Annotated in this window: 18 protein-coding genes; 9 read left to right on the top strand and 9 right to left on the bottom strand. The window is 67.5% G+C overall.

Annotated elements, in window-relative coordinates; translation table 11 throughout:
• The first annotated feature begins 84 nt into the window (after window positions 1–84).
• A complete protein-coding gene (locus tag BP68_RS14800) occupies window positions 85–1,176 on the top strand; it encodes an enoyl-CoA hydratase/isomerase family protein (protein WP_496373092.1) in 1,092 nt (363 codons plus the stop codon).
• Here BP68_RS14800 and BP68_RS14795 read toward each other — a convergent pair.
• The 4 genes from BP68_RS14795 to smpB form a co-directional block, all read right to left on the bottom strand.
• Window positions 1,127–1,984: an anti-sigma factor family protein gene (locus BP68_RS14795; RefSeq protein ID WP_496373090.1), complete on the bottom strand. Its 858-nt coding sequence runs from the start codon at window positions 1,982–1,984 to the stop codon at window positions 1,127–1,129. The genes BP68_RS14800 and BP68_RS14795 overlap by 50 nt on opposite strands.
• A 48-nt stretch (window positions 1,985–2,032) precedes the next feature.
• On the bottom strand, window positions 2,033–2,557 hold the full coding sequence (locus tag BP68_RS14790; RefSeq protein WP_496373088.1) for an RNA polymerase sigma factor: 525 nt from the start codon (window positions 2,555–2,557) through the stop codon (window positions 2,033–2,035).
• Window positions 2,558–2,573: 16 nt separating this feature from the next.
• Entirely contained in the window at window positions 2,574–2,939 is a 366-nt protein-coding gene (locus BP68_RS14785; RefSeq protein ID WP_496373086.1) for a COG4315 family predicted lipoprotein, read from the bottom strand.
• 98 nt (window positions 2,940–3,037) lie between these two features.
• Window positions 3,038–3,511, bottom strand: a complete 474-nt coding sequence (gene smpB / locus BP68_RS14780) for an SsrA-binding protein SmpB (RefSeq protein ID WP_496373084.1) — start codon at window positions 3,509–3,511, stop codon at window positions 3,038–3,040.
• 152 nt (window positions 3,512–3,663) lie between these two features.
• Here smpB and BP68_RS14775 point away from each other — a divergent pair, with 152 nt between their 5' ends.
• Window positions 3,664–4,104: a type II toxin-antitoxin system RatA family toxin gene (locus BP68_RS14775; protein WP_496373082.1), complete on the top strand. Its 441-nt coding sequence runs from the start codon at window positions 3,664–3,666 to the stop codon at window positions 4,102–4,104.
• The gene (locus BP68_RS14770) at window positions 4,097–4,429 is read left to right on the top strand and encodes an RnfH family protein (protein WP_496373080.1); all 333 of its coding nucleotides are present in this window, start codon (window positions 4,097–4,099) and stop codon (window positions 4,427–4,429) included. Before BP68_RS14775 ends, BP68_RS14770 begins: the two co-directional genes overlap by 8 nt.
• Window positions 4,430–4,522: 93 nt before the next feature.
• On the opposite strand, the gene BP68_RS14765 is transcribed toward BP68_RS14770, so the two are convergent.
• Window positions 4,523–5,026 (bottom strand): DUF4124 domain-containing protein, encoded by a 504-nt coding sequence (locus BP68_RS14765; RefSeq protein ID WP_496373078.1) that lies wholly within the window; start codon window positions 5,024–5,026, stop codon window positions 4,523–4,525.
• A 105-nt stretch (window positions 5,027–5,131) separates the two neighbouring features.
• Between BP68_RS14765 and guaB the strand changes: the two genes are divergently transcribed.
• Window positions 5,132–6,607 (top strand): IMP dehydrogenase, encoded by a 1,476-nt coding sequence (gene guaB, locus BP68_RS14760; protein ID WP_496373076.1) that lies wholly within the window; start codon window positions 5,132–5,134, stop codon window positions 6,605–6,607.
• 75 nt (window positions 6,608–6,682) lie between these two features.
• Window positions 6,683–8,299, top strand: coding sequence for a glutamine-hydrolyzing GMP synthase (gene guaA, locus BP68_RS14755; RefSeq protein ID WP_496373074.1), 1,617 nt, complete (start codon window positions 6,683–6,685; stop codon window positions 8,297–8,299).
• Window positions 8,300–8,532: 233 nt separating this feature from the next.
• On the opposite strand, the gene BP68_RS14750 is transcribed toward guaA, so the two are convergent.
• The 4 genes from BP68_RS14750 to BP68_RS14735 all read right to left on the bottom strand — a co-directional run bounded on the left by BP68_RS14750 (window position 8,533) and on the right by BP68_RS14735 (window position 13,323).
• Window positions 8,533–9,417, bottom strand: coding sequence for a DUF1513 domain-containing protein (locus tag BP68_RS14750; protein ID WP_496373072.1), 885 nt, complete (start codon window positions 9,415–9,417; stop codon window positions 8,533–8,535).
• Between the two features lie 222 nt (window positions 9,418–9,639).
• On the bottom strand, window positions 9,640–10,719 hold the full coding sequence (locus BP68_RS14745; RefSeq protein WP_496373070.1) for an imelysin family protein: 1,080 nt from the start codon (window positions 10,717–10,719) through the stop codon (window positions 9,640–9,642).
• Complete coding sequence (locus tag BP68_RS14740; protein ID WP_496373068.1) at window positions 10,719–12,155, bottom strand: di-heme oxidoreductase family protein; 1,437 nt, start codon at window positions 12,153–12,155, stop codon at window positions 10,719–10,721. Before BP68_RS14740 ends, BP68_RS14745 begins: the two co-directional genes overlap by 1 nt.
• 13 nt (window positions 12,156–12,168) lie before the next feature.
• Window positions 12,169–13,323: an imelysin family protein gene (locus BP68_RS14735; protein ID WP_496373066.1), complete on the bottom strand. Its 1,155-nt coding sequence runs from the start codon at window positions 13,321–13,323 to the stop codon at window positions 12,169–12,171.
• A 180-nt stretch (window positions 13,324–13,503) separates the two neighbouring features.
• On the opposite strand from BP68_RS14735, the gene BP68_RS14730 reads away from it, so the two are divergent.
• The 4 genes from BP68_RS14730 to BP68_RS14715 all read left to right on the top strand — a co-directional run bounded on the left by BP68_RS14730 (window position 13,504) and on the right by BP68_RS14715 (window position 19,005).
• On the top strand, window positions 13,504–14,028 hold the full coding sequence (locus BP68_RS14730) for a sigma-70 family RNA polymerase sigma factor (RefSeq protein WP_496373064.1): 525 nt from the start codon (window positions 13,504–13,506) through the stop codon (window positions 14,026–14,028).
• A gap of 94 nt (window positions 14,029–14,122) precedes the next feature.
• Window positions 14,123–15,301, top strand: coding sequence for a FecR family protein (locus BP68_RS14725; protein WP_496373062.1), 1,179 nt, complete (start codon window positions 14,123–14,125; stop codon window positions 15,299–15,301).
• 138 nt (window positions 15,302–15,439) lie between these two features.
• Complete coding sequence (locus BP68_RS14720; protein ID WP_496373060.1) at window positions 15,440–17,956, top strand: TonB-dependent siderophore receptor; 2,517 nt, start codon at window positions 15,440–15,442, stop codon at window positions 17,954–17,956.
• Window positions 17,956–19,005 (top strand): serine hydrolase domain-containing protein, encoded by a 1,050-nt coding sequence (locus BP68_RS14715; protein WP_496373058.1) that lies wholly within the window; start codon window positions 17,956–17,958, stop codon window positions 19,003–19,005. The genes BP68_RS14720 and BP68_RS14715 overlap by 1 nt, the downstream gene beginning before the upstream one ends.
• Window positions 19,006–19,027: the final 22 nt, after the last annotated feature.

Here is a 19,027-nt window from a genome sequence, read left to right as displayed (position 1 = left end):
GCCGGCCACGGCCGTGCCGATGGGGGGTGCACCGGCGGCCGGTGTGCCCGTTTTCAATGCAATGCTTGGATGGAAGGAATAACAATGACGGAGATGACGGCGGAAGTCGTGACCGAGGTGCGCGGCCAGGTGGGCTGCATCACACTGAACCGCCCGAAGGCGCTCAACGCCCTGTCGCTGGGCATGGTGCGCAGCCTCATGGCCACGCTGCTGGCCTGGCAGCAGGACGACAAGGTGCTGGCCGTGGCGATTCGCGGCAACGGCCGCGAAGGCCCGTTCGGCGCCTTCTGCGCGGGCGGTGACATCCGCTTCCTGCACGCCGCGGGCAGCTCGGGCAACCCGGAACTCGAGGATTTCTTCACCGAGGAATACGCCCTCAACCACCTCATCCACACGTTTGGCAAGCCCTACATCGCCTTCATGGACGGCATCGTCATGGGCGGCGGCATGGGCATCAGCCAGGGCGGCAGCCTGCGCATCGTGACCGAGCGCACCAAGATGGCCATGCCCGAGACGGCGATCGGCCTGTTCCCCGACGTGGGCGGCGGCTACTTTCTCTCGCGCTGCCCCGGCCGCGTGGGCGAGTGGCTGGCCCTGACGGGCGACGCCATCGGTGCGGCGGACGCCATCGCATTCCAGCTGGCCGATGGCTTCCTGCCATCGGAGCAGCAGGTCGCCGTCTGGGAGGGGCTGGGCGCGCAGACGTTCGCCGACGGCACCGCCGTGCAGCAATGGGTTGCTTCACAATTTGTAGCTGCTGGCGCTTGTTCTGTAAGTGCTAGAGGCCAAATTGACCAATATTTCGCCCTGACCGACGTGCCGGCCATCGTGGCCGCCCTGGAGGCCGCGGGCGACGACTGGTCGCGCGCCACGGCCGCCACGCTGCGCAAGCGCTCGCCGCTGATGCTGCATGTGGTGCTGGAGCAGATCCGCCGCGCACGCGCCATGGACCTGGCCGACGACCTGCGCATGGAGCGCGACATGGTGCGCCACTGCTTCTACCTGCGCCCCGGCCAGAGCGAGACGGTGGAAGGCATCCGCGCGCTGGCGGTGGACAAGGACCACCAGCCGCGCTGGGAGCCCGCACGCATCGAGGACGTGTCGCCCGAGCTGGTGCAGTCCTTCTTCAAGAGCCCCTGGCCGGCACACTCGCACCCGCTGGCGGCGCTGCGCTGAGCGGCAGCTGCCGGTACACGGCCGTGGCCAGCGCCTGCAGCGCCGGCCGCGGCAGTTCACCGCTGAGCGCGTAGCCAAAGCCCTGCTCCACCCAGTAGAAGCCGTGCACCGGCCCTTCGCTGTGGAAGTGGAAGGCCGTGGCCTGCGCGCCCTGCGCGTCCTCCAGTGCGCCCAGGTACAGCGTGATGCGCACGCCCGCGGCGTTCTGGTACATGAACTGCGCGCGCGCGCCGGCGCCTCCGGGCAGCAGCCGGCCGCCCACAAGTTCGAAGCCTTGCTCCTCCAGGTGCGGCACCGTGAGCGGCCGCGCCAGGCGCTTGGACAGCCATTGCACCAGGTGGTCCTGCTGCGCCGCCGTCACCTCCACGGGGTGGCGCTGCTCCGGCTGGTAGACCGCGTGGGCCAAGGCGGCCTGCTGCGCGAACAGTTGGGGCGCGGACGGTGCCGTGGCCAGCGTGGCGGCGCGGCCGGGCGGCGCACCCCAATGCCCATGCACGGCCCAGCCCAGGCCGAAGGCCAGCACCCACCCCGCGGCCATGCCGCCCCAGGCCGCCCAGCGTTGGCGCTCGGCGCGCACTTCCTGCAGCCGGTCGGCCGCGTGGCGCAGGGTGTCGGGCACGGGGCGCTCCAGCCAGTCGCCATGCAGCTGCCGCAGCAGCAGGCGCTGGTGTTCCCAGGCCTCCGTCTCGCCCTGCGCGGGGGCATCGAGGCTGGTGCGCAGTCGCGCGGCCTCGTCGGGCGGCAGACGGCCGTCCACCAGGGCGTGCAGGCGGGCGTCATCCTGGGGTGAGGGGCGGGGGGCGTTCATGGCGGACTCAGGTGAATAGCAGGTCAGCGGGTCGGGGCGCAGGGGGGCTCATTTCATGCGCCGCAAGGGGGCTGCGGCGGCCGCATGGGGCCGGGGCGTGTGGCCGGGTGCCTGTTCCAGCAGTTCGCGCATGCGCGAGCGGGCGCGGGACAGGCGCGACATCACCGTGCCCACCGGAATCTCCAGCACACGCGCCACATCGGCATAGGCCATGTCTTCCAGCGTCACCAGCAGCAGCACGGCGCGCTGCTCTGCCGGCAGGCGCTGCAGGCAACGGTCCAGGTCAATGGCGGTGTCGCCCGCCACGCCGTCCGCGCCCGGCAGCGCGGCCAGGGCCTCGGCATCGAGTGCCTGAACCGCCAGCAGGCCCCGGCGCTGGTTCAGGTAGAGGTTGTGCATCAGCGTGAACAGCCAGGCGCGCAGGTCGCTGCCGCTGCGCCACAGCAGCCATTTGCGGCAGGCGCGCTCCAGGGTGTCCTGCACCAGATCATCGGCCGCCCAGGCGTCGCCGGTGAGCGCGCGCGCGTAGCGGCGCAGCCCTGGCAGCTGTTCCTGGATCTGGGTGCGGTTCATGGGCGCATTGTTGCGCTCATGGCGTGGCGGCGCGCCACACGTTGTTCACGCCATCGCCGCCTTTGTCGCCGGGCTTGGTATCCTTGCTCCAGTAGTACAGCGGTTTGCCCTTGTAGGCCACCTGTTTGGCGCCATCGTCGCGCTGGATCAGGCTGTAGCCGTCGCCGCTGGGCGCCGCCGTTGCCGTCAGCGGGGGCCAGTTGGTGGCGCAGGCACCGTTGCAGGCGGACTTGCCGCTGCCGGCCATGTCCTTGTCGAAGGTGTAGAGCGTCATGCCATTGGGGCCGGCAAGGACGCCGCCCTGTGTACTGACCTGTGCCTGGGGCATGGAATAGCAGCCGGCCAGGGCCAGTGCGACGAGCAGGGGGCTGAATTTGGTCATGGTGTTCTCCGTGGGTTTGCCGGCCCGCTGAAATGGTGGCCGGACGCAGGGATAAACACCGGGGCGCGGGCGCTTATTCCAGGCCCGCTGCAAAAAAATCAGCGGTGACGGCTCTTCATCACGCGCTCCACCTCGCGCTTGCCCTCGCGCTCCTTGATGGTGTCGCGCTTGTCGTGCTCTGCCTTGCCCTTGGCCAGGGCGATATCGCACTTGGCGCGCCCATCCTTCCAGTGCAGGTTCAGCGGCACCAGCGTGTAGCCCTTCTGCTCGACCTTGCCGATGAGGCGGCGGATCTCGTCCTTGTGCAGCAGCAGCTTCTTGATGCGCGCGGCGTCGGGGCTCACATGGGTGGAGGCCGTCTTGAGCGGGTTGATCTGGCAGCCGATGAGGAACAGCTCGCCGTCCTTGATGACCACGTAGCCGTCGGTGAGCTGGACCTTGCCCTCGCGCAGCGCCTTCACCTCCCAGCCGTGCAGCACCATGCCGGCCTCGTGGCGTTCCTCGAAGAAGTAGTTGTATGCCGCCTTCTTGTTGTCGGCGATGCGTGACGCTGTTTCAGGTTTCTTGGCCATGGTGAATAGATGCGGCGCAAACCGGGAGATCAAAGGCCTCCCTACAATTGTTGTCGTCTCGCTCCCCTGATTCTAGGCCGGGTGCTCCGCGACGCCGTCTTTAGGAGCAATGGCCCGGGCCGGTTTGCCAGCGCCCGATTCCCTCAGCCCTCATGAAAACCGTCAACAAGTCCGTCCTGATCTGGTACAGCCCCGAAGAAATGTTCGCCCTCGTGACGGACGTGGCCCAGTACCCGCAGTTTCTTCCGTGGTGCGACCGCGCCGTCGTACTGGAGCGCGATGCGCAAGGCATGCGGGCGGAGGTCGGCATTGCCCTCGGTGGCATTCGCAAGTCCTTCGTGACGCGCAATACGCACGAGGAGGGGCGCCGCGTGAAGATGGAACTGGTCGAAGGCCCGTTTTCCAAGCTCGATGGGGATTGGCATTTCCACCCCGTGGGCGATGGCACGCAGCGGGCCTGCAAGGTCGAGCTGCAATTGCACTACGGTTTCGACAGCAAGACGCTGGCGACCTTGGTGGGGCCGGTGTTTGACCGCATTGCCGCCACGTTCGTGGATGCCTTCATCAAGCGGGCCGAGCAGGTCTATGGCTGACGACGGCCTGCTGCGCATCACCGTGGCGGCTTCGCTGCGGCCGGCGCAGGTGCAGGAATGGCATCTGCGACTGCCGGCAGGCGCCTGCGTCGCGCAGGCCCTGCAGGCCTGCGGCCTGGATCCGCGGGACGCGCGCTTCACGTACGGCATCTGGGGCAGGGCGGCTGAGCCTGGTGACCCGTTGCGCGACGGTGACCGCGTGGAGTGTTGCCGGCCGCTGACGGTAGACCCCAAGCTGGCGCGCCGTCAGCGCTTTGCAAGCCAGGGCGCGCGGGCCGCGGGCCTGTTCGCCAGGCGCAGGCCGGGCTCCAAGGCGGGGTACTGAGCAGGCGGTGAATGCGAAACGGCCGCCCGGTCCATGCAGGAGGGCGGCCGTTGTCTTGGCGGCGGCGACAGGCGCAGGGCTCGGGTGCGCGGCCTATTTGCAGTCGGAGGCGATCACCGCATCGGCCCGGCGCAGTTCTGCCGCCCGTGTTTCATCGTCCATGAAGCCGCGTTCCCCCTTGGCGTTGACATGGCCGATCAGCTTGCCTGGGGCCAACTGGGCCTTGGCCCGCTTGGCCTGCGCGCAGTTGTCGGCGCGTGCCTTGGCGATGCGGTCCTCCTCGGCCTTTTTCTTCGCGGCTTCTGCGGCGTCGGCCTTGGCCTTGTTTTCCTGCAACTGCTTGTCCTTGCCGGCTCCGGGGGCTGCTTGAGGCGCGGCCGTAGTTTCGGATGCCGCCGATGCCGGCGCCGCCGCAGGGCGTGCCTGCTTGACGGTGAACTGGGGCTGCTTAAGGATGCTCTTCTCGGGGATGTCCTGTGGCGGCGGGCGGTCGCTGAATACTTTGCGACCATCCTTGTCCACCCATTGCCATTGGGCGGAAGCGCCCATGGCCCACGCGCAGGCCAGTGCCAGAAGAAGAAGCTTGTGCGGTTTCATGCGGGCAAGTGTAGCCGGGCAGTGGCCGGCCCACTAGCGGGCATTCGGAGGCCCGCTGCGCGGATTGTCGCGCGGCAGGTACAATCTTTCTTTTGGAGCTTTCACATGCGCCTTCTTGGAAAAGCGCTCACCTTCGACGATGTGTTGTTGGTGCCGGCGTACTCCCAGGTCCTGCCCAAGGACACCACCCTTGTCACGCGCTTCACGCGCAATATCTCCCTTAATCTTCCCCTCGTGTCCGCCGCCATGGACACCGTCACCGAGGCGCGCTTGGCCATCGCCATCGCGCAAGAGGGGGGGATTGGTGTCATCCACAAGAACATGACGGCCGAGCAGCAGGCTGCCGAGGTGTCCAAGGTCAAGCGCCATGAATCCGGCGTGGTGCACGATCCCGTGGTGATCACGCCCGAGCACACGGTCTTGCAGGTTCTGGAGCTTTCCGAGAACCTGGGCATCTCGGGCTTCCCCGTGTGCGATGGCGGCAAGGTGGTGGGCATCGTCACCAGCCGTGATGTGCGGTTCGAGACGCGCTACGACGTCAAGGTGCGCGAGATCATGACGCCGCGCGAGAAGTTGATCACCGTCAACGAGAAGGAAGGCACGACGCCGGCACAGGCCAAGGCGCTGCTGAACAAGCACAAGCTTGAACGCCTGCTGGTGGTGAACGATGCCTTTGAGCTCAAGGGCCTCATCACCGTCAAGGACATCAACAAGCAGACCACCTTCCCCAATGCGGCACGTGATTCCGCAGGCCGCCTGCGCGTGGCTGCGGCCGTGGGTGTGGGAGCAGGTACGGAAGAGCGGGTCGAGCTGTTGGTCAAGGCGGGGGTGGACGCCATCGTGGTGGACACGGCCCATGGCCACAGCAAGGGTGTTATTGACCGCGTGCGCTGGGTCAAGCAGAACTATCCGCAGGTGGATGTGATTGGCGGCAACATCGCCACTGGTGCGGCAGCGCTGGCACTGGTCGAGGCCGGTGCCGACGCGGTCAAGGTCGGGATCGGCCCCGGTTCCATTTGCACGACGCGCATCGTGGCCGGTGTGGGCGTGCCCCAGATCATGGCCATCGACAGCGTGGCCACTGCGCTCAAGGGCACGGGCGTGCCGTTGATTGCCGACGGTGGCATCCGCTTCTCGGGCGACATCGCCAAGGCGCTGGCCGCTGGGGCGTCGACCATCATGATGGGTGGCATGTTCGCCGGCACCGAAGAGGCGCCGGGTGAAGTCATCCTGTACCAGGGTCGCAGCTACAAGAGCTACCGTGGCATGGGCTCCATTGGCGCCATGCAGCAGGGTTCGGCCGATCGTTACTTCCAGGAAGCCACCACAGGCAATCCGCATGCGGACAAGCTCGTTCCCGAGGGGATTGAGGGGCGCGTGCCTTACAAGGGCTCCATGGTGTCCATCGTGTTCCAGATGGCGGGCGGCGTGCGTGCAGCCATGGGTTACTGCGGCTGCGCCACCATCCAGGAGATGAATGACAAGGCCGAGTTCGTGGAGATCACGGCTGCCGGTATCCGGGAGTCGCACGTGCACGACGTGCAGATCACCAAGGAAGCGCCCAACTACCGCGCGGACTGACGTTCCGCTACTCGCAGGCCCGAACCCGCTACCAGGCGTTCGGGCCTTTGTCTTTTCCTGACCCTGTCGCCCTCCATGCAACACGACAAGATCCTCATTCTCGATTTCGGCTCCCAGGTCACCCAGCTCATCGCGCGCCGCGTGCGCGAGGCCCATGTGTATTGCGAGGTCCATCCTTGTGATGTCAGCAGCGAATGGGTGCGTGAGTTCGCTGCCGATGGCAAGCTCAAGGGCGTCATCCTGTCGGGCAGTCATGCCAGCGTGTACGAGGTGGACGACAGGGCGCCTGACGCGGTGTTCGAACTTGGCGTACCTGTGCTAGGCATCTGCTATGGCATGCAGACCATGGCGGCACAACTCGGTGGCAAGGTCGAAGGCTCCCACACCCGCGAATTCGGTTATGCGGAGGTGCGTGCCCATGGCCACACCGCGCTGCTCAAGGGTATTGAGGACTTCGCCACGGCCGAAGGCCACGGCATGCTCAAGGTCTGGATGAGCCACGGCGACAAGGTCACCGAACTGCCCCCAGGCTTCAAGGTCATGGCCTCCACGCCGTCCTGCACCATCGCCGGCATGGCCGACGAGGCGCGCCGCTTCTACGCCGTGCAGTTCCACCCCGAGGTCACGCACACCGTGCAGGGTGCGGCCCTGCTCAATCGATTCGTGCGCGAGATTTGCGCGGCCAATGCCGACTGGATCATGGGCGACTACATTGAGGAAGCCGTCGCCAAGATCCGCGAGCAGGTGGGCGACGAGGAGGTCATTCTCGGCCTGTCGGGCGGCGTGGACTCCTCCGTGGCTGCGGCCCTGATCCACCGTGCCATCGGCGACCAACTGACCTGCGTGTTCGTGGACCACGGCCTGCTGCGCCTCAATGAGGGCGACATGGTCATGGACATGTTCGAAGGCAAGCTGCACGCCAAGGTGATCCGCGTGGACGCCAGCGAGCTGTTCCTGGGCAAGTTGGCCGGCGTCAGCGAGCCAGAGGCCAAGCGTAAGATCATTGGTGGCCTTTTCGTCGATGTGTTCAAGGCCGAGGCAGCCAAGCTCAAGGCAAGCGACGGCGGTCACAAGGGTGCGACCTTCCTGGCCCAGGGCACGATCTATCCCGACGTCATCGAGTCGGGTGGAGCCAAGAGCAAGAAGGCTGTCACCATCAAGAGTCACCACAACGTGGGTGGCCTGCCAGAGCAACTGGGCCTGAAGCTGCTGGAGCCCCTGCGCGATCTGTTCAAGGATGAGGTGCGCGAGCTGGGCGTGGCTCTGGGCCTGCCCCGCGAGATGGTCTACCGTCACCCGTTCCCCGGCCCGGGACTGGGCGTGCGCATCCTGGGCGAGGTGAAGAAGGAGTATGCTGACCTGCTACGCCGCGCCGATGCCATCTTCATCGAAGAACTGCGCAACTGGATGGATGAATCCAGCGGCAAGAGCTGGTACGACCTCACCAGCCAAGCCTTCACCGTCTTCCTGCCCGTCAAGAGCGTGGGCGTGATGGGGGACGGTCGTACCTATGACTATGTGGTGGCCCTGCGCGCCGTGCAGACCAGCGACTTTATGACGGCCGACTGGGCAGAACTGCCCTATGGCCTGCTCAAGAAGGTGTCGGGCCGCATCATCAACGAGGTGCGTGGCATCAATCGCGTCACGTACGACGTGTCGAGCAAGCCGCCTGCGACCATCGAGTGGGAATAATCGACGGCTATCTGTGACAAACGGACCCATCTGAGCGTGAATCCGACGGTAGCCGCCAGCTATCGGATCGGACTAGGTTCAACCACTAGACTGTTCGGGCTCATGACGGAAAGAAGCTAGCGAGAAGCTTGAGTTCCATGCAGGTTCGGGTGGGGTTTGCGGTCTGTGGCAGGGTTGACGGTATGACCCCCGACCGGGGGACGCAACACCCTATGCCTGGTCTCTGATCGCTATCAGAGGTAGGGCAACCAGTGGTTGTCGAATTGCAATGCCGAGCCCCGGCCCCTTGTGATGTCCGTGGGGATGGGCATCGTCAAGGCCCGGCTTGCTTTGCCTGCCAAGGCGCTGGAGCTGCCAGCGTTCCACCAAAGCTCTCCAAGACCAGCGAGTGCGCAGGACTGGGGGTGTTTGATGGCAGAGACGAAGCGTGCATCGGCCGAGAAGATGGCCAAGACGTCGGCGCGGGGGCACCCCACGGCGAACCCGCCTTGGGCGAGGGCGAGGACGTCACCGCCATATCCCTGCAGAGGGGGCTGACCTTGAGCCGGTGTCAGCGAATGGCCATCCCATATGGCCAGTATCGGGGCGGTCTTGCGTTCCTGCGTTGTCGGATGTTCGGCTTGCAAGGCGATGCCCAGACGCTGCGAACGCTTGTCCCAGGCAAGGTGGCGAATGCTCAGGAAGGGGTCCTCCAAGCGCCACTGACCCAGCAGCGCCCCACGCAGCGGATCGAGTGCGACCAGGGATGCGTCCATCCGTTCACCATGCTGCTTGCTGCGCCCTGTTTCTGAGCGTGCGGCAATGCCTCCGTTGGCCACCAGCACGGTGCCGACCGGCCAGCGCACCAGTGCTTGCGGCAGCACGATCAGTTGGTGCGGGTCACGGCCATGGGTGGGCCAGGTGTCCAGCAGTGCGAGCGTGGCCCGATCTCTCACCCCTAACCAGCCTGCGTCCGTTTCACGGTCGGTCTGGGTGGTCAGCAGCACATCGGTGCCGGGCAGCAAGACGCCGTGGCCGTTCAAGCGGTGGTCGTCCTCCAGCCAGGACCATTGGGTCTGGCCGGTGGCGGGGCTCCAACGCAGCAGCCAATCGCCGGGCCGGCGCGCCAGGGCAAGCACGCTGCCGTCGCGTTCAACGATCAGGCCATGGGCCCGGGTGGGTAGCGGCAGGGCCGGCCCCCTTGTATCGATGCGATCCTGACTTGCGCGCAGCAGCCCAATGTGCTGCTGCGCACCATGCTGCTACAAGGGTGGCGGATGGTGGGGTGTCGGCCCAAGTGGCCGAACCGGCCAGGCCCGTGAGTGAAAGAAGCAATTGGCGTCGCTGCATGGTGTGCTCTTTCAGTCACCGTCCGCGCTGGAAAAGCCCAGCGGGACATCCAGCGCCGCTGCCACCTCGCCCTGGTAGAGCGAGCCCACAGCCTTGAGGGAGGAGGACAAGGCCAGCAGCTCGCGCTCCGAGGGCCGCGCAGAAAGCGACTCCATCGCGGACGTTGCGGCATCTATGGCCTTGCCCCACCGTTCAGCGAGAGCGATGTGGCCCTTGCCTAAAAGCAAGGCTTCGATGGGCGCCAACGCCTTGCCGGGCTCGGGCGGGTTGTTTGGCACTCCTGCCGCCAAGCGGGCCTGTGCCCGCAGCGATTGCCACTGCGCACGCCAGTCCGCGACGTTGTCCTCCATGCGCCTGCGTGCAAATGAAGGTGGCTGTCCCGCTTTGGTGGTGCGGGCCTTCTGAATGGGCAGTTCCATCTGTTGCCAACGAAGGCTCTCCAGTCCCCCGAGCCACTGGTTGACCCATTCGGCAAATCCGCTGCGAGCCGCCTCTTCGTCGGTAGTCCAGTCCTTGACCGCCAGCTCTGCGAAGGCCTTGGACAGGGCCTGGGCTTCTGCCTCGATGCCCTCGGCAATGAGGACAAGGTAAGGGCAGTGCGCGGCCGGGGACACCCTAAAGAGCAGCGTTTCCATTGTCGGAAACCCTTTGGCGGGGCCGCCCACGCGTTCCATCTGCGCCAGGCTCTGCGGCCGGTTGGCCAGGGCGCGTTGGAGCAGCGCGGGGCGTGCCGGCCAGAAGTCGATTTCTCGTTGGCTGCGCCGCTGGATCACCGGCCCTACGGCTGGATTCGACGCCGCTACCCACACCAATCGCGCGCGCTCCCAGGCGTGCATGAGGTCTGCAGCCTGTTCCCGGCCTGCGCAGTGCTGCCTGGCCGCCTGCGTCAAGGCGGCAGCCTCATGCTCGAACGCTTGCCAACGCACCGGATAGTGGTGCGTGTAGATGCCCCGCAGTGCATGCTCGGCGCGGTAGACCGGGAAGGCCACAACTCCTTGTGCGTGGGCGGCTGGTGTCAGTGCCATCCACCAGCCCACGCTAAGGAGCACCGACGCGATCCGCTGCATCGATCTTGAACGGATGTGAACCATCACAACGACTCCACAAACCTGGCCAAGGCCTGGCGATCGGCTTCATTGAACTGGAGCACCTGTTGCTTGCTCGCTTCGGCCTCGCCGCCGTGCCACAGAATGGCTTCGATCACGCCATTGGCGCGTCCATCGTGCAGCAAGCGCGTGTGGCCGTTGACGTCCTTGAGCAAGCCAATGCCCCACAGCGGTGGCGTTTTCCACTGTTGTCCATTGGCCCGGAAGTCGGGGCGGCCATCGGCCAGGGCCTTGCCCATGTCGTGCAGCAGCAAGTCGGTGTAGGGCCAGATGGTCTGGCCTGACAGAGCCTTGCTGGTCAGGCGCGGAAAGGGGCCATCTTCCGTCTGGTAGGAGGGGCGGTGGCAAACCGCGCATTGCGCCTGCGCAAACAGGGCCTGTCCACGCAGCACCTGCGCATCGTGCATATTGCGGCGCGCCGGGGGGGCCAGCACTGCCTGGTAGAAGATCACATCGTCCAGCGTCTTGTCTTCGATCTCCACACCGCCAGGCTCGGCCCCGGTGGGCGCTGCCAGGCAGTCCCTTTGGGGCGGCATGCAGGCCTCAGCCGGAAACTTCGTCGATGTGATGCCGATGTCGCCAAGGAAGGCCGCGGCTGTCTGGTGCGCTACGGTGGCCACATTGGCCTTCCAACCGAAGCGGCCCACCAACTCGCGTTGTGCGAAGACATCCCACACGCGATTGGGCTGGCCCTTGATCGGGCCGGGCATGCGGGCCTGGGACTCGGCGTTGGCCAGGATTTCGCGCTCGGGAATGGATTCGAGCAGCCCGACGCCGATGACCTGCGGCGCGATGCGCGGGCTGATCATGGTGCCTTGGCCCAGCGGGCCGTAGCCCGGCCTGTCGATCTCGTAGATGGGCTTTTGCAGGGTGTAGCGGGTGCCGTCGGCAAAGCGGCCATGCACCGGTTCCCAGCGCATGCGCACGCGGCCCTCGGGCTTGACGCCCTGGACGCCCACGGTGTTGAGCTGGTCGCCGTACGCGGGGTGGGGCCGCGGCCCTCCGTGGGCATCGGTGCCCGGCACCGACAGGCGCAGCAGCAAGGCCAGTGGCTCTTGTTCCGAGAGCCCGCGCGTCCACGGGGGTGGCTCACCGCGTCCGTCGTGCATGTGGCAGGCCGCGCAAGACCGTGCCAGAAAATGCGGCCCCAAGCCGTCGCGGGCCGTGGTGCTGGCCGGTGTTTCGACCCAGTTGCGCTTGAAGAATGAGTTGCCGATGACGAAGCGCGTGCGCTCGTCGTTGGGCAGGTTGGCTGCGGGGAAGGAGAACGCATTGCGCCCGGTGGCCCATACGGTGGTGTCGCCGCCGGTCTTCTCGCCCAGCGGGTCGACTCCGGCGCCGTTGGCGCGGGTGTCGGGAGCGGTCAGCGCGGCCGCGCCGGCGGCCACCGCCACTGCGATCGCCAGGACTGCCTTGATCAAAGCGCCGCCTCCATCACGGTTGTGCCAGGGTGAGTTTCTGGATGCCCACCGCCGCCGCGGCGGCGACGATCTGGTCCGACTGCACCGTCAGGCTCTGAATGGCGGCCTCGATCTTGGCGCGCCCGGGGTGGCCCTGCACGATGGCGCGGTCGAACGGCGCCGGAATCGCCTCGGCGGCCTGCACCGAGCTGCGGATCTGCTGCGTGGTCTGGGTGGCCAGGGCCGCGTCCTTCGCGGCCACCAGGTCGCGCAGGCTGGGGCCCTGCACCGTGCTGCCGTCGGCGCGCACATAGCGCCCAAGCCACACATTCTCGATGCCCTGGGCGTTGCGCACCGTGTCCCGGTGGGTGTTGTCCGAGAAACAGCTGTGCTCGTCTTCCTGGTCTTGGCTGGACAGGGCCACTTCCATCCGCTCGCCGGCAAGCTCGCCGCGCGAGAGCGAGCCCATGGCCACGAACATCTTGCGCAGCGACTCGTTGCCGCCCTTCTCGAACTTGGTGCGATAGTTGTTCTTGGCGCCCGGAGCCCAGGCCTTGACGAGGTAGCTCAGGTCGTCGATCAGCAGCTCGGTGACGACGTTGAGGTACTGGCGGCGGCGGTCGGCGTTGGGGGCCTTGCCATCCACGAAGTCTTCGAAGTTGCGGTTGCCCGGGCCGGTCTCCGACAGGTCCTGGCCCCACAGCAGGAACTCGATGGCGTGCCAGCCGGTGGCCACGTTCTCTTCGCCGCCTTTCTCGTTCTGGGCGGCCAGCGCTTTCTTGGTGAGGGGCTGCTTGCGGTTGTTGATGAGGCCGGCGGTCTTCTTGCCTTCGATGCAGTCCACGTAGGACTCGTCCATCGGCCAGGCGTTGAGCTGGCCTTCGGGGCCCTTGTCGTCATCGATCGGACCGCCATAGAACCGGAAGGCCTCGGTCAGGCCGTAGAACTCGCGGGCGTCAAGCCAGGCCTTGCGGGCGGTGTCCAGCGTGGCTTGCGAGGGCGATGTGGTAAAGGTCTTGATCGCCGTCTGCATGGCCTTGGCCGCGTTGAGCGTGTCCTCGTAATTGGCGTGCACCAGCGTGGCGTAGTGCTCGACCACCGTGGCGGGGGTGGCGGAGAACTGGGCGTAGGCGGTGCCCGCCAGTGTGAGCGACAGGGCGGTGGCGGCGAGGAGGGGTTTGAGAGGCATTGGAGAACTCCTGTGAATATGGTTAATGTAAATGAGAATGATTGCTATAAATCCTTTTGACACGATGCGTGTATTTGCAAATGGCAATAATTATCATTTCAATGGGTGCCGTAGGTCAGCCGCCGCCAGCCTTCACTTCCCCCGGTGCTCCACCTTTGCCAACCACACCTGGGTCTTTCCGTGCTGGAGCGCTACCACCGCGAACTGCTGAACTTCCTGACCCGCCAGGTCAGTGACCGAGACACCGCCGCCGACCTGGCGCAGGAAAGCTATGTACGCGTGCTGACCGCCCAGTCTTCCGGCCAGGCCGTACTGGACATGCGTGCTCTGCTGTACCGCGTTGCGCGCAACCTGGTCATCGACCAGCATCGGCGTGCCGAAGTGCGCTGGCATGACGCCATCGACATGCTCCCGGAAGACCAGCATCCGGCTGCACCCCTGCACCTGCAGCCCGAGGAACTGCTGGCCTCCCGGCAAGTGATCCACGCCTACGTGAGCACCATCGAGGGCCTGCCGCCTCGTTGCCGCGAGGCTTTCGTGCTGTATGTCTTCGATGAATGCGGCCAGGGGCAGATCGCCCAGCGCATGGGCATCACGGTCAGCATGGTGGAAAAGCATGTGGTGCGGGGCATGGTGGCCTGCAGGCTGTGCGCGCGCAGGCTGCAGGAAGCAGGCCGGGCGCCCTATGCGCCGGAGAAGCCCTGACCCCGCCAGGGGATGAGGGGATGAGGGACCGCCCCGGTTCATGCGTCTACAGAGATACCCGGTCCCACCATTGCCGCCCTACATGCCCAAGCCCATGCCCCCACACCACCGACTGCCCACGCCCGGTGCGGAAGCGGATGAACGCGAGTTCGAGGCCTTCGCACAGGCACAAGACCCGCTGGATATCGACGCCGCCACCTGGGTGCTGCGCCGGCGCAGCGGGCTGGACGACAGCGAAGAGGCGCAATGGCAGGCATGGCTGGATGCCGACCCGCGGCATGCCGCCGCCTTCGACGACATGGAAGCCACCTTGGGCGATGTGCAGCGACTCCCCGATGGCGAAGTTCAGGCGCTCAGGGCGGGTCTGCCGGGCGGGCCATCGCCGTCCGCGCCCTTGCCACGCGCCGCGCCGCCCGATCCACCGCACCGTGCGCTGGGCTCCGGCCTGCGCCTGTGGCTGGCAGGCTGGGGCCATCTGTTCCCACAGGCGGCCGCCGCCGCACTGGCCTTGGCCGCGGTGTGCGGGGGCTGGATGGGCTGGACGCACTGGCAGCAACAGCCGACTTTTGCGCAGACCTTTGCCACCCAGCAGGGGCAGCAACTGACGGCGCATCTGCCCGATGCCGGCAGCCAGGGTAGCACCCTGCAGCTGGACACCGGCACCCAGGTGCAGGCCCGGCTGTACCGCGATCGGCGCGAGGTGCGCCTGGAGAGCGGCCAGGCCATGTTCACGGTGGCGCCCGATGCAAAGCGGCCGTTCCACGTCGTGGCGGGCGCGCTGCGCATCACGGTGGTGGGAACCCGTTTTTCGGTCCGGCACACCCTGTCCGGTTTGGACGCGGGTCAGACCGTCGTTTCGGTGGAGGAGGGACAGGTGCGCGTCGCCCGAACTGACCCGGCAGCGGGCGACGGGCGAGCGGTGAGCGCTGTGGCGGAGCCGGCGATGCCCGCCATTCATCTGACCGCCGGGCAACGCGTGGTGGCCGACGGGGCCGGCCGCATCAGCCCGGTGAGCCGCGTGCCATCGGCCTCCATCGCCCCCTGGCGCGATGGCCGGATCAGTTTCGACCAGACGCCCCTGGGCCAGGCCATCGCCGAATTCGAGCGCTATGGCCGTACCCGGCTGGTGGTGCGTGACCCCGCCGTGGCCGCCATGCCCGTGGGCGGCAGCTACAGCCTGGGCCAGTGGCAGCGCTTCGCCGACACCTTGCTGCTGGTGCTGCCCGTGCGCCTGGTGCGGCGGGGCGACGCCATGGAGGTGGTGGCAAGGTAGCCCTTGGCGATTCATCGAAAAATTCTTGCTGGCAGCACATGGGGATTCGGCATGCCTGGTGCGTCTTCATCGCTAGGAGCGGGCGGCCCCTGTGGGGCGGGCCCGGATGCAACGACCGACCGAGGAGCGATTTCTTTCATGCGCCATACGCAGCAACCCCAGCGCCCAAGCCGCGCCCCCCTGGCCCTGGCGGCCGCCGTCACGCTGGCCTGGGCGGCAGGCCATGCGCCAACCAGCCTGGCCCAGCAACCGAGCGCGCCCACCACGGCGGCCCTTGTCGCCATCCATATTCCAGCCCAGCCGCTGGGGCAGGCGCTCAATGAACTGGCCCGCCAGGCTCATCTGGAGATGACCTTCGACGCCACCCAGGTAGCGGGCAGGACATCACCCGCGGTGTCGGGGCGGTTGAGCGTTGCGCAGGCGCTGGACCGATTGCTGGCCGGCACCCCGCTCGCCGCATCCATCGACGGCGCCAGGGTGCTCGTGAAGCGGGCGCCGGCCCCGTCCGCCGATGCAGGCTCCTTGCCCTCGGTGACGGTCACCGGCCCGCGCGAAAGCGCCACCGGGCCGGCCAACGGCTTCCTGGCCCTGCGCAGCGCAGCGGCCAGCAAGACCGATCAGCTGTTGTTCACGACGCCAGGTTCGGTGTCCGTCGTCACGCAGCACCAGATCGAGGCCCAGGCCACGCGCAGCGTTTCCGAGGCGCTGCGCTACACCGCGGGGATCTCGTCTGAGTACGAAGGTGTCGATGCGCGCTTCGACACCCTGGCGTTCCGGGGCTTCAACTCCGGCTCCGTCAGCTGGCTCAACGGCCTGAAGCTGGACGGCGGTGCGGGCGCGGGCAACAACTGGACGCGGCCGCAGGTCGATCCCTACATGCTCAACCGCATCGAGGTGCTGAAGGGGCCGGCCTCCGCGCTCTACGGCGCGATGGTGCCGGGGGGGCTGATCGCCATGTCCAGCAAGCGCGCGGACACCGAGCTTTCCAACCAGAGCATAGAACTCACGGCCGGCAACAACGGCCAGCGCCGCCTCGGCGTGGACCTGCACGGCAAGGCCGAACAGAACAAACTGGCCTGGCGCCTGCTGGCGCTCGACAGCGCCAGCGACAGCCAGGTGGACTTTGCCGAACGCAAGCGCCAACTGCTCGCGCCCTCCGTGCGGATCGACCTAGCCAACCGGGGCGAGCTGCAGCTGTGGGCGGCGCTGCAGCGGGATCGCGGCGGCAACGACTCCCAGTGGCTGCCCGCCTATGGCACGCTGTACCCGAACCCGAACGGCCCGCTGCCCACGGGCTTGAACATTGGGGAGCCGGCTTTCGACCGTTTCGACCGCAACCAGGACATGGGCGGCCTCTCGCTGAAATACGCCCTGGCCGATGGCCTGACGCTGCGCCACGAAAGCCGCGCGCAGCGCATCAAGACGGACCTTGCCATGGTGCAAAGCGACATGTACTCTGAGCCCGACCCGGCCGAGGGCGCGTGGGACTGGCGCAGCATCCGGCGCTATGCCACGCGCGGGCGCGGCGCCGCCAACTCCCTGGCGAGCGACACCCGGCTGGACTGGCAGGTGGCCACCGGGGCGGTCCAGCACACGGTCACCGTGGGCTTCGACTACTACCGGGACCGCTTTTCCGCGAGCCGCGACACGGCCACCGTAGGCCCGGGGGGCAGCGACGGCGTGCTCGACATCTATGCGCCGGACTACGGCATGGAGGTCGGCCCGCTCAAGGCGCTGTCCAGCATCCAGAGCCGGCAGAAGATGGCGGGCCTGTATGTGCAGGACGCCCTGCGCTGGGAGCGGCTGCACCTCATCGCCGGCCTGCGCCACGACCGATCCCGGGTGACTGGCGGCAGCACCCGGCGGGGCGAGACGGCAGACCTGGGGCAACGCAGCAGCGCCACCAGCGGCCGCATCGGCGCGCTGTACGACGCGGGTGGGTGGGCGCCCCATGTGAGCTACGGCACCTCCTTCGAGCCGGTGGCGGGCGTGACCGCGGCGGGCGCGCCGTTCCAGCCCATGCGCGGGCGGCAGCTGGAGGTCGGCGTCAAGCTGCAGCCGCGCAAGGACTGGATGCTGGCCGTGGCGGCCTTCGACATTCGCCAGACGAACCGGCTGACGGACGACCCGGTCCTGGGGTTTCCCGAGCAGGTGCAGACCGGCGAGGTGCGCTCGCGCGGCGTGGAGGTGGAGCTGAACGGCAGGCTGTCCAGAAACTGGTCGGTCATCGGCTCCTACACGCACTTGGATACCAAGGTCCTGCGCAGCGAGATCCCGGAAGAGCTGGGCCAATCGCTGCTCTTCGTGCCACGCCAGCAGGCCGCGCTGTGGATGGACTACACGCTGACGGGCGCGCATGCGCTGCAGGGCGCGGTGCTGGGCGCGGGCGTTCGCCATGTGGGCAAGGCCTACAACGGCGACATTGCCATGGCCGGGGGCGGGTACGCGGGGCTGGAGATTCCGTCGCACACGGTGTTCGATGCGCGCCTGTCCATGCTGCTGGGCACCCTGTGGCCGTCGCTGCGCGACAGCGAGCTGGCGCTGAACATCAGCAACCTGACCGACAAGCGCTACGTGTCCACCTGCGGATCGCTCTGGACCTGCAACTGGGGGCTGGGGCGCCAGGTCAGCGTCACGTTCACGGGCCGGTGGTGATGGGGCGCGCCGTCTTTGGCGGGCTGCCGCTTGTCGCGTTGCTGGCCGCGCTGGCCGCGCCAATGCCTTCGGTGGCGGCCGCGCCGGGCTGCGCCTGGGTGCGCACCGAGGGCGGCGATGCGGCCACGTTCGGGGCCAGCGGGCTGGCCGACCTGGCCACCGGGCGGGTGATCGACGCCGACACCCGCTTCAACCTCGCCTCCGTCTCCAAGCAGTTCACCGCGTTGGCCATCCTCCTGCTGGCCGAGGACGGGCGGCTGACGCTGCAGGACGCGGTGGGCCAGCACCTGCCCGAGCTGCGCGGTGCGTTGCGCCAGCCCACGCTCCAGCAGATCCTGCTGCACCGCGGCGGCTTGCCGGACTACATCGATCCCCTGGAGCGGGCCGGGCGCGCGGCCGAGCGGGTCACCAGCGCGGAGACCCTGGACCTTCTCGCCGGCATGCGCCGCTTGCGCTTCGCGCCCGGCAGCCGCTTCGAGTACAGCAACACCGGCTACTTCCTGCTGGCGCAGGTGGTGCAGCGCGTCAGCGGGCAGACGCTGGCGGCGTTCTCCGCGCAGCGCATCTTCGGGCCGCTGGGCATGCGCTCCACCGACATCGTGGACCGCTATCCCACGGACTTGGATCGCCTGGCGCGGGGATGGAAGCGCGGCCCGCAGGGCTGGTTGCTCGACGAATCGCCCTGGGAGCAGACCGGCGACGGGCAGGTGCATTCGACGGTGGCCGACATGCGCCGATGGCTGTGGCATGTGCACCGCAACGCGCCGCTGCGGCGCGCCGACGCAAGTGCCACCCCCGGCGTGCGCAGCATGCTGCTGCCGGCGTTGGGCCAGGCCCGGCCGGCAGGGGAGCGCGGCATCTATGCCCATGGTTGGGAGTATTTCCAGGTCCAGGGCCAGGCCGTGGTGGCGCATGGCGGCGGCTGGGCGGGCTACCGGTCGTACTGGGCGTACTCGCCGGAGTCGGGCCGGGGCGCGGCCGTGCTCTGCAACCATGGCGACAGCCAGCCGAAGCGGCAGGCCCTGCGCCTGCTGTCCGGCTCACCGTGAGGCCGCGCCGGGCTCGGCGGGC

The organism is Diaphorobacter oryzae DSM 22780, from assembly GCF_059568935.1.
The sequence above is the reverse complement of the archived record's forward strand: the minus strand, read 5'-3'. Positions and strand labels throughout refer to the sequence as shown.

Excerpts from the sequence above, each read along its gene's own strand:
- BP68_RS14725 (WP_496373062.1), top strand. The coding sequence starts at position 14,123 with ATGCCCCCACACCACCGACTGCCCACGCCCGGTGCGGAAGCGGATGAA.
- guaB (WP_496373076.1), top strand. The coding sequence starts at position 5,132 with ATGCGCCTTCTTGGAAAAGCGCTCACCTTCGACGATGTGTTGTTGGTG.
- BP68_RS14735 (WP_496373066.1), bottom strand. The coding sequence starts at position 13,323 with ATGCCTCTCAAACCCCTCCTCGCCGCCACCGCCCTGTCGCTCACACTG.
- BP68_RS14800 (WP_496373092.1), top strand. The coding sequence starts at position 85 with ATGACGGAGATGACGGCGGAAGTCGTGACCGAGGTGCGCGGCCAGGTG.
- guaA (WP_496373074.1), top strand. The coding sequence starts at position 6,683 with ATGCAACACGACAAGATCCTCATTCTCGATTTCGGCTCCCAGGTCACC.
- BP68_RS14765 (WP_496373078.1), bottom strand. The coding sequence starts at position 5,026 with ATGAAACCGCACAAGCTTCTTCTTCTGGCACTGGCCTGCGCGTGGGCC.
- BP68_RS14795 (WP_496373090.1), bottom strand. The coding sequence starts at position 1,984 with ATGAACGCCCCCCGCCCCTCACCCCAGGATGACGCCCGCCTGCACGCC.
- BP68_RS14775 (WP_496373082.1), top strand. The coding sequence starts at position 3,664 with ATGAAAACCGTCAACAAGTCCGTCCTGATCTGGTACAGCCCCGAAGAA.
- BP68_RS14770 (WP_496373080.1), top strand. The coding sequence starts at position 4,097 with ATGGCTGACGACGGCCTGCTGCGCATCACCGTGGCGGCTTCGCTGCGG.
- BP68_RS14720 (WP_496373060.1), top strand. The coding sequence starts at position 15,440 with ATGCGCCATACGCAGCAACCCCAGCGCCCAAGCCGCGCCCCCCTGGCC.
- BP68_RS14715 (WP_496373058.1), top strand. The coding sequence starts at position 17,956 with ATGGGGCGCGCCGTCTTTGGCGGGCTGCCGCTTGTCGCGTTGCTGGCC.
- BP68_RS14785 (WP_496373086.1), bottom strand. The coding sequence starts at position 2,939 with ATGACCAAATTCAGCCCCCTGCTCGTCGCACTGGCCCTGGCCGGCTGC.
- smpB (WP_496373084.1), bottom strand. The coding sequence starts at position 3,511 with ATGGCCAAGAAACCTGAAACAGCGTCACGCATCGCCGACAACAAGAAG.
- BP68_RS14790 (WP_496373088.1), bottom strand. The coding sequence starts at position 2,557 with ATGAACCGCACCCAGATCCAGGAACAGCTGCCAGGGCTGCGCCGCTAC.
- BP68_RS14745 (WP_496373070.1), bottom strand. The coding sequence starts at position 10,719 with ATGGTTCACATCCGTTCAAGATCGATGCAGCGGATCGCGTCGGTGCTC.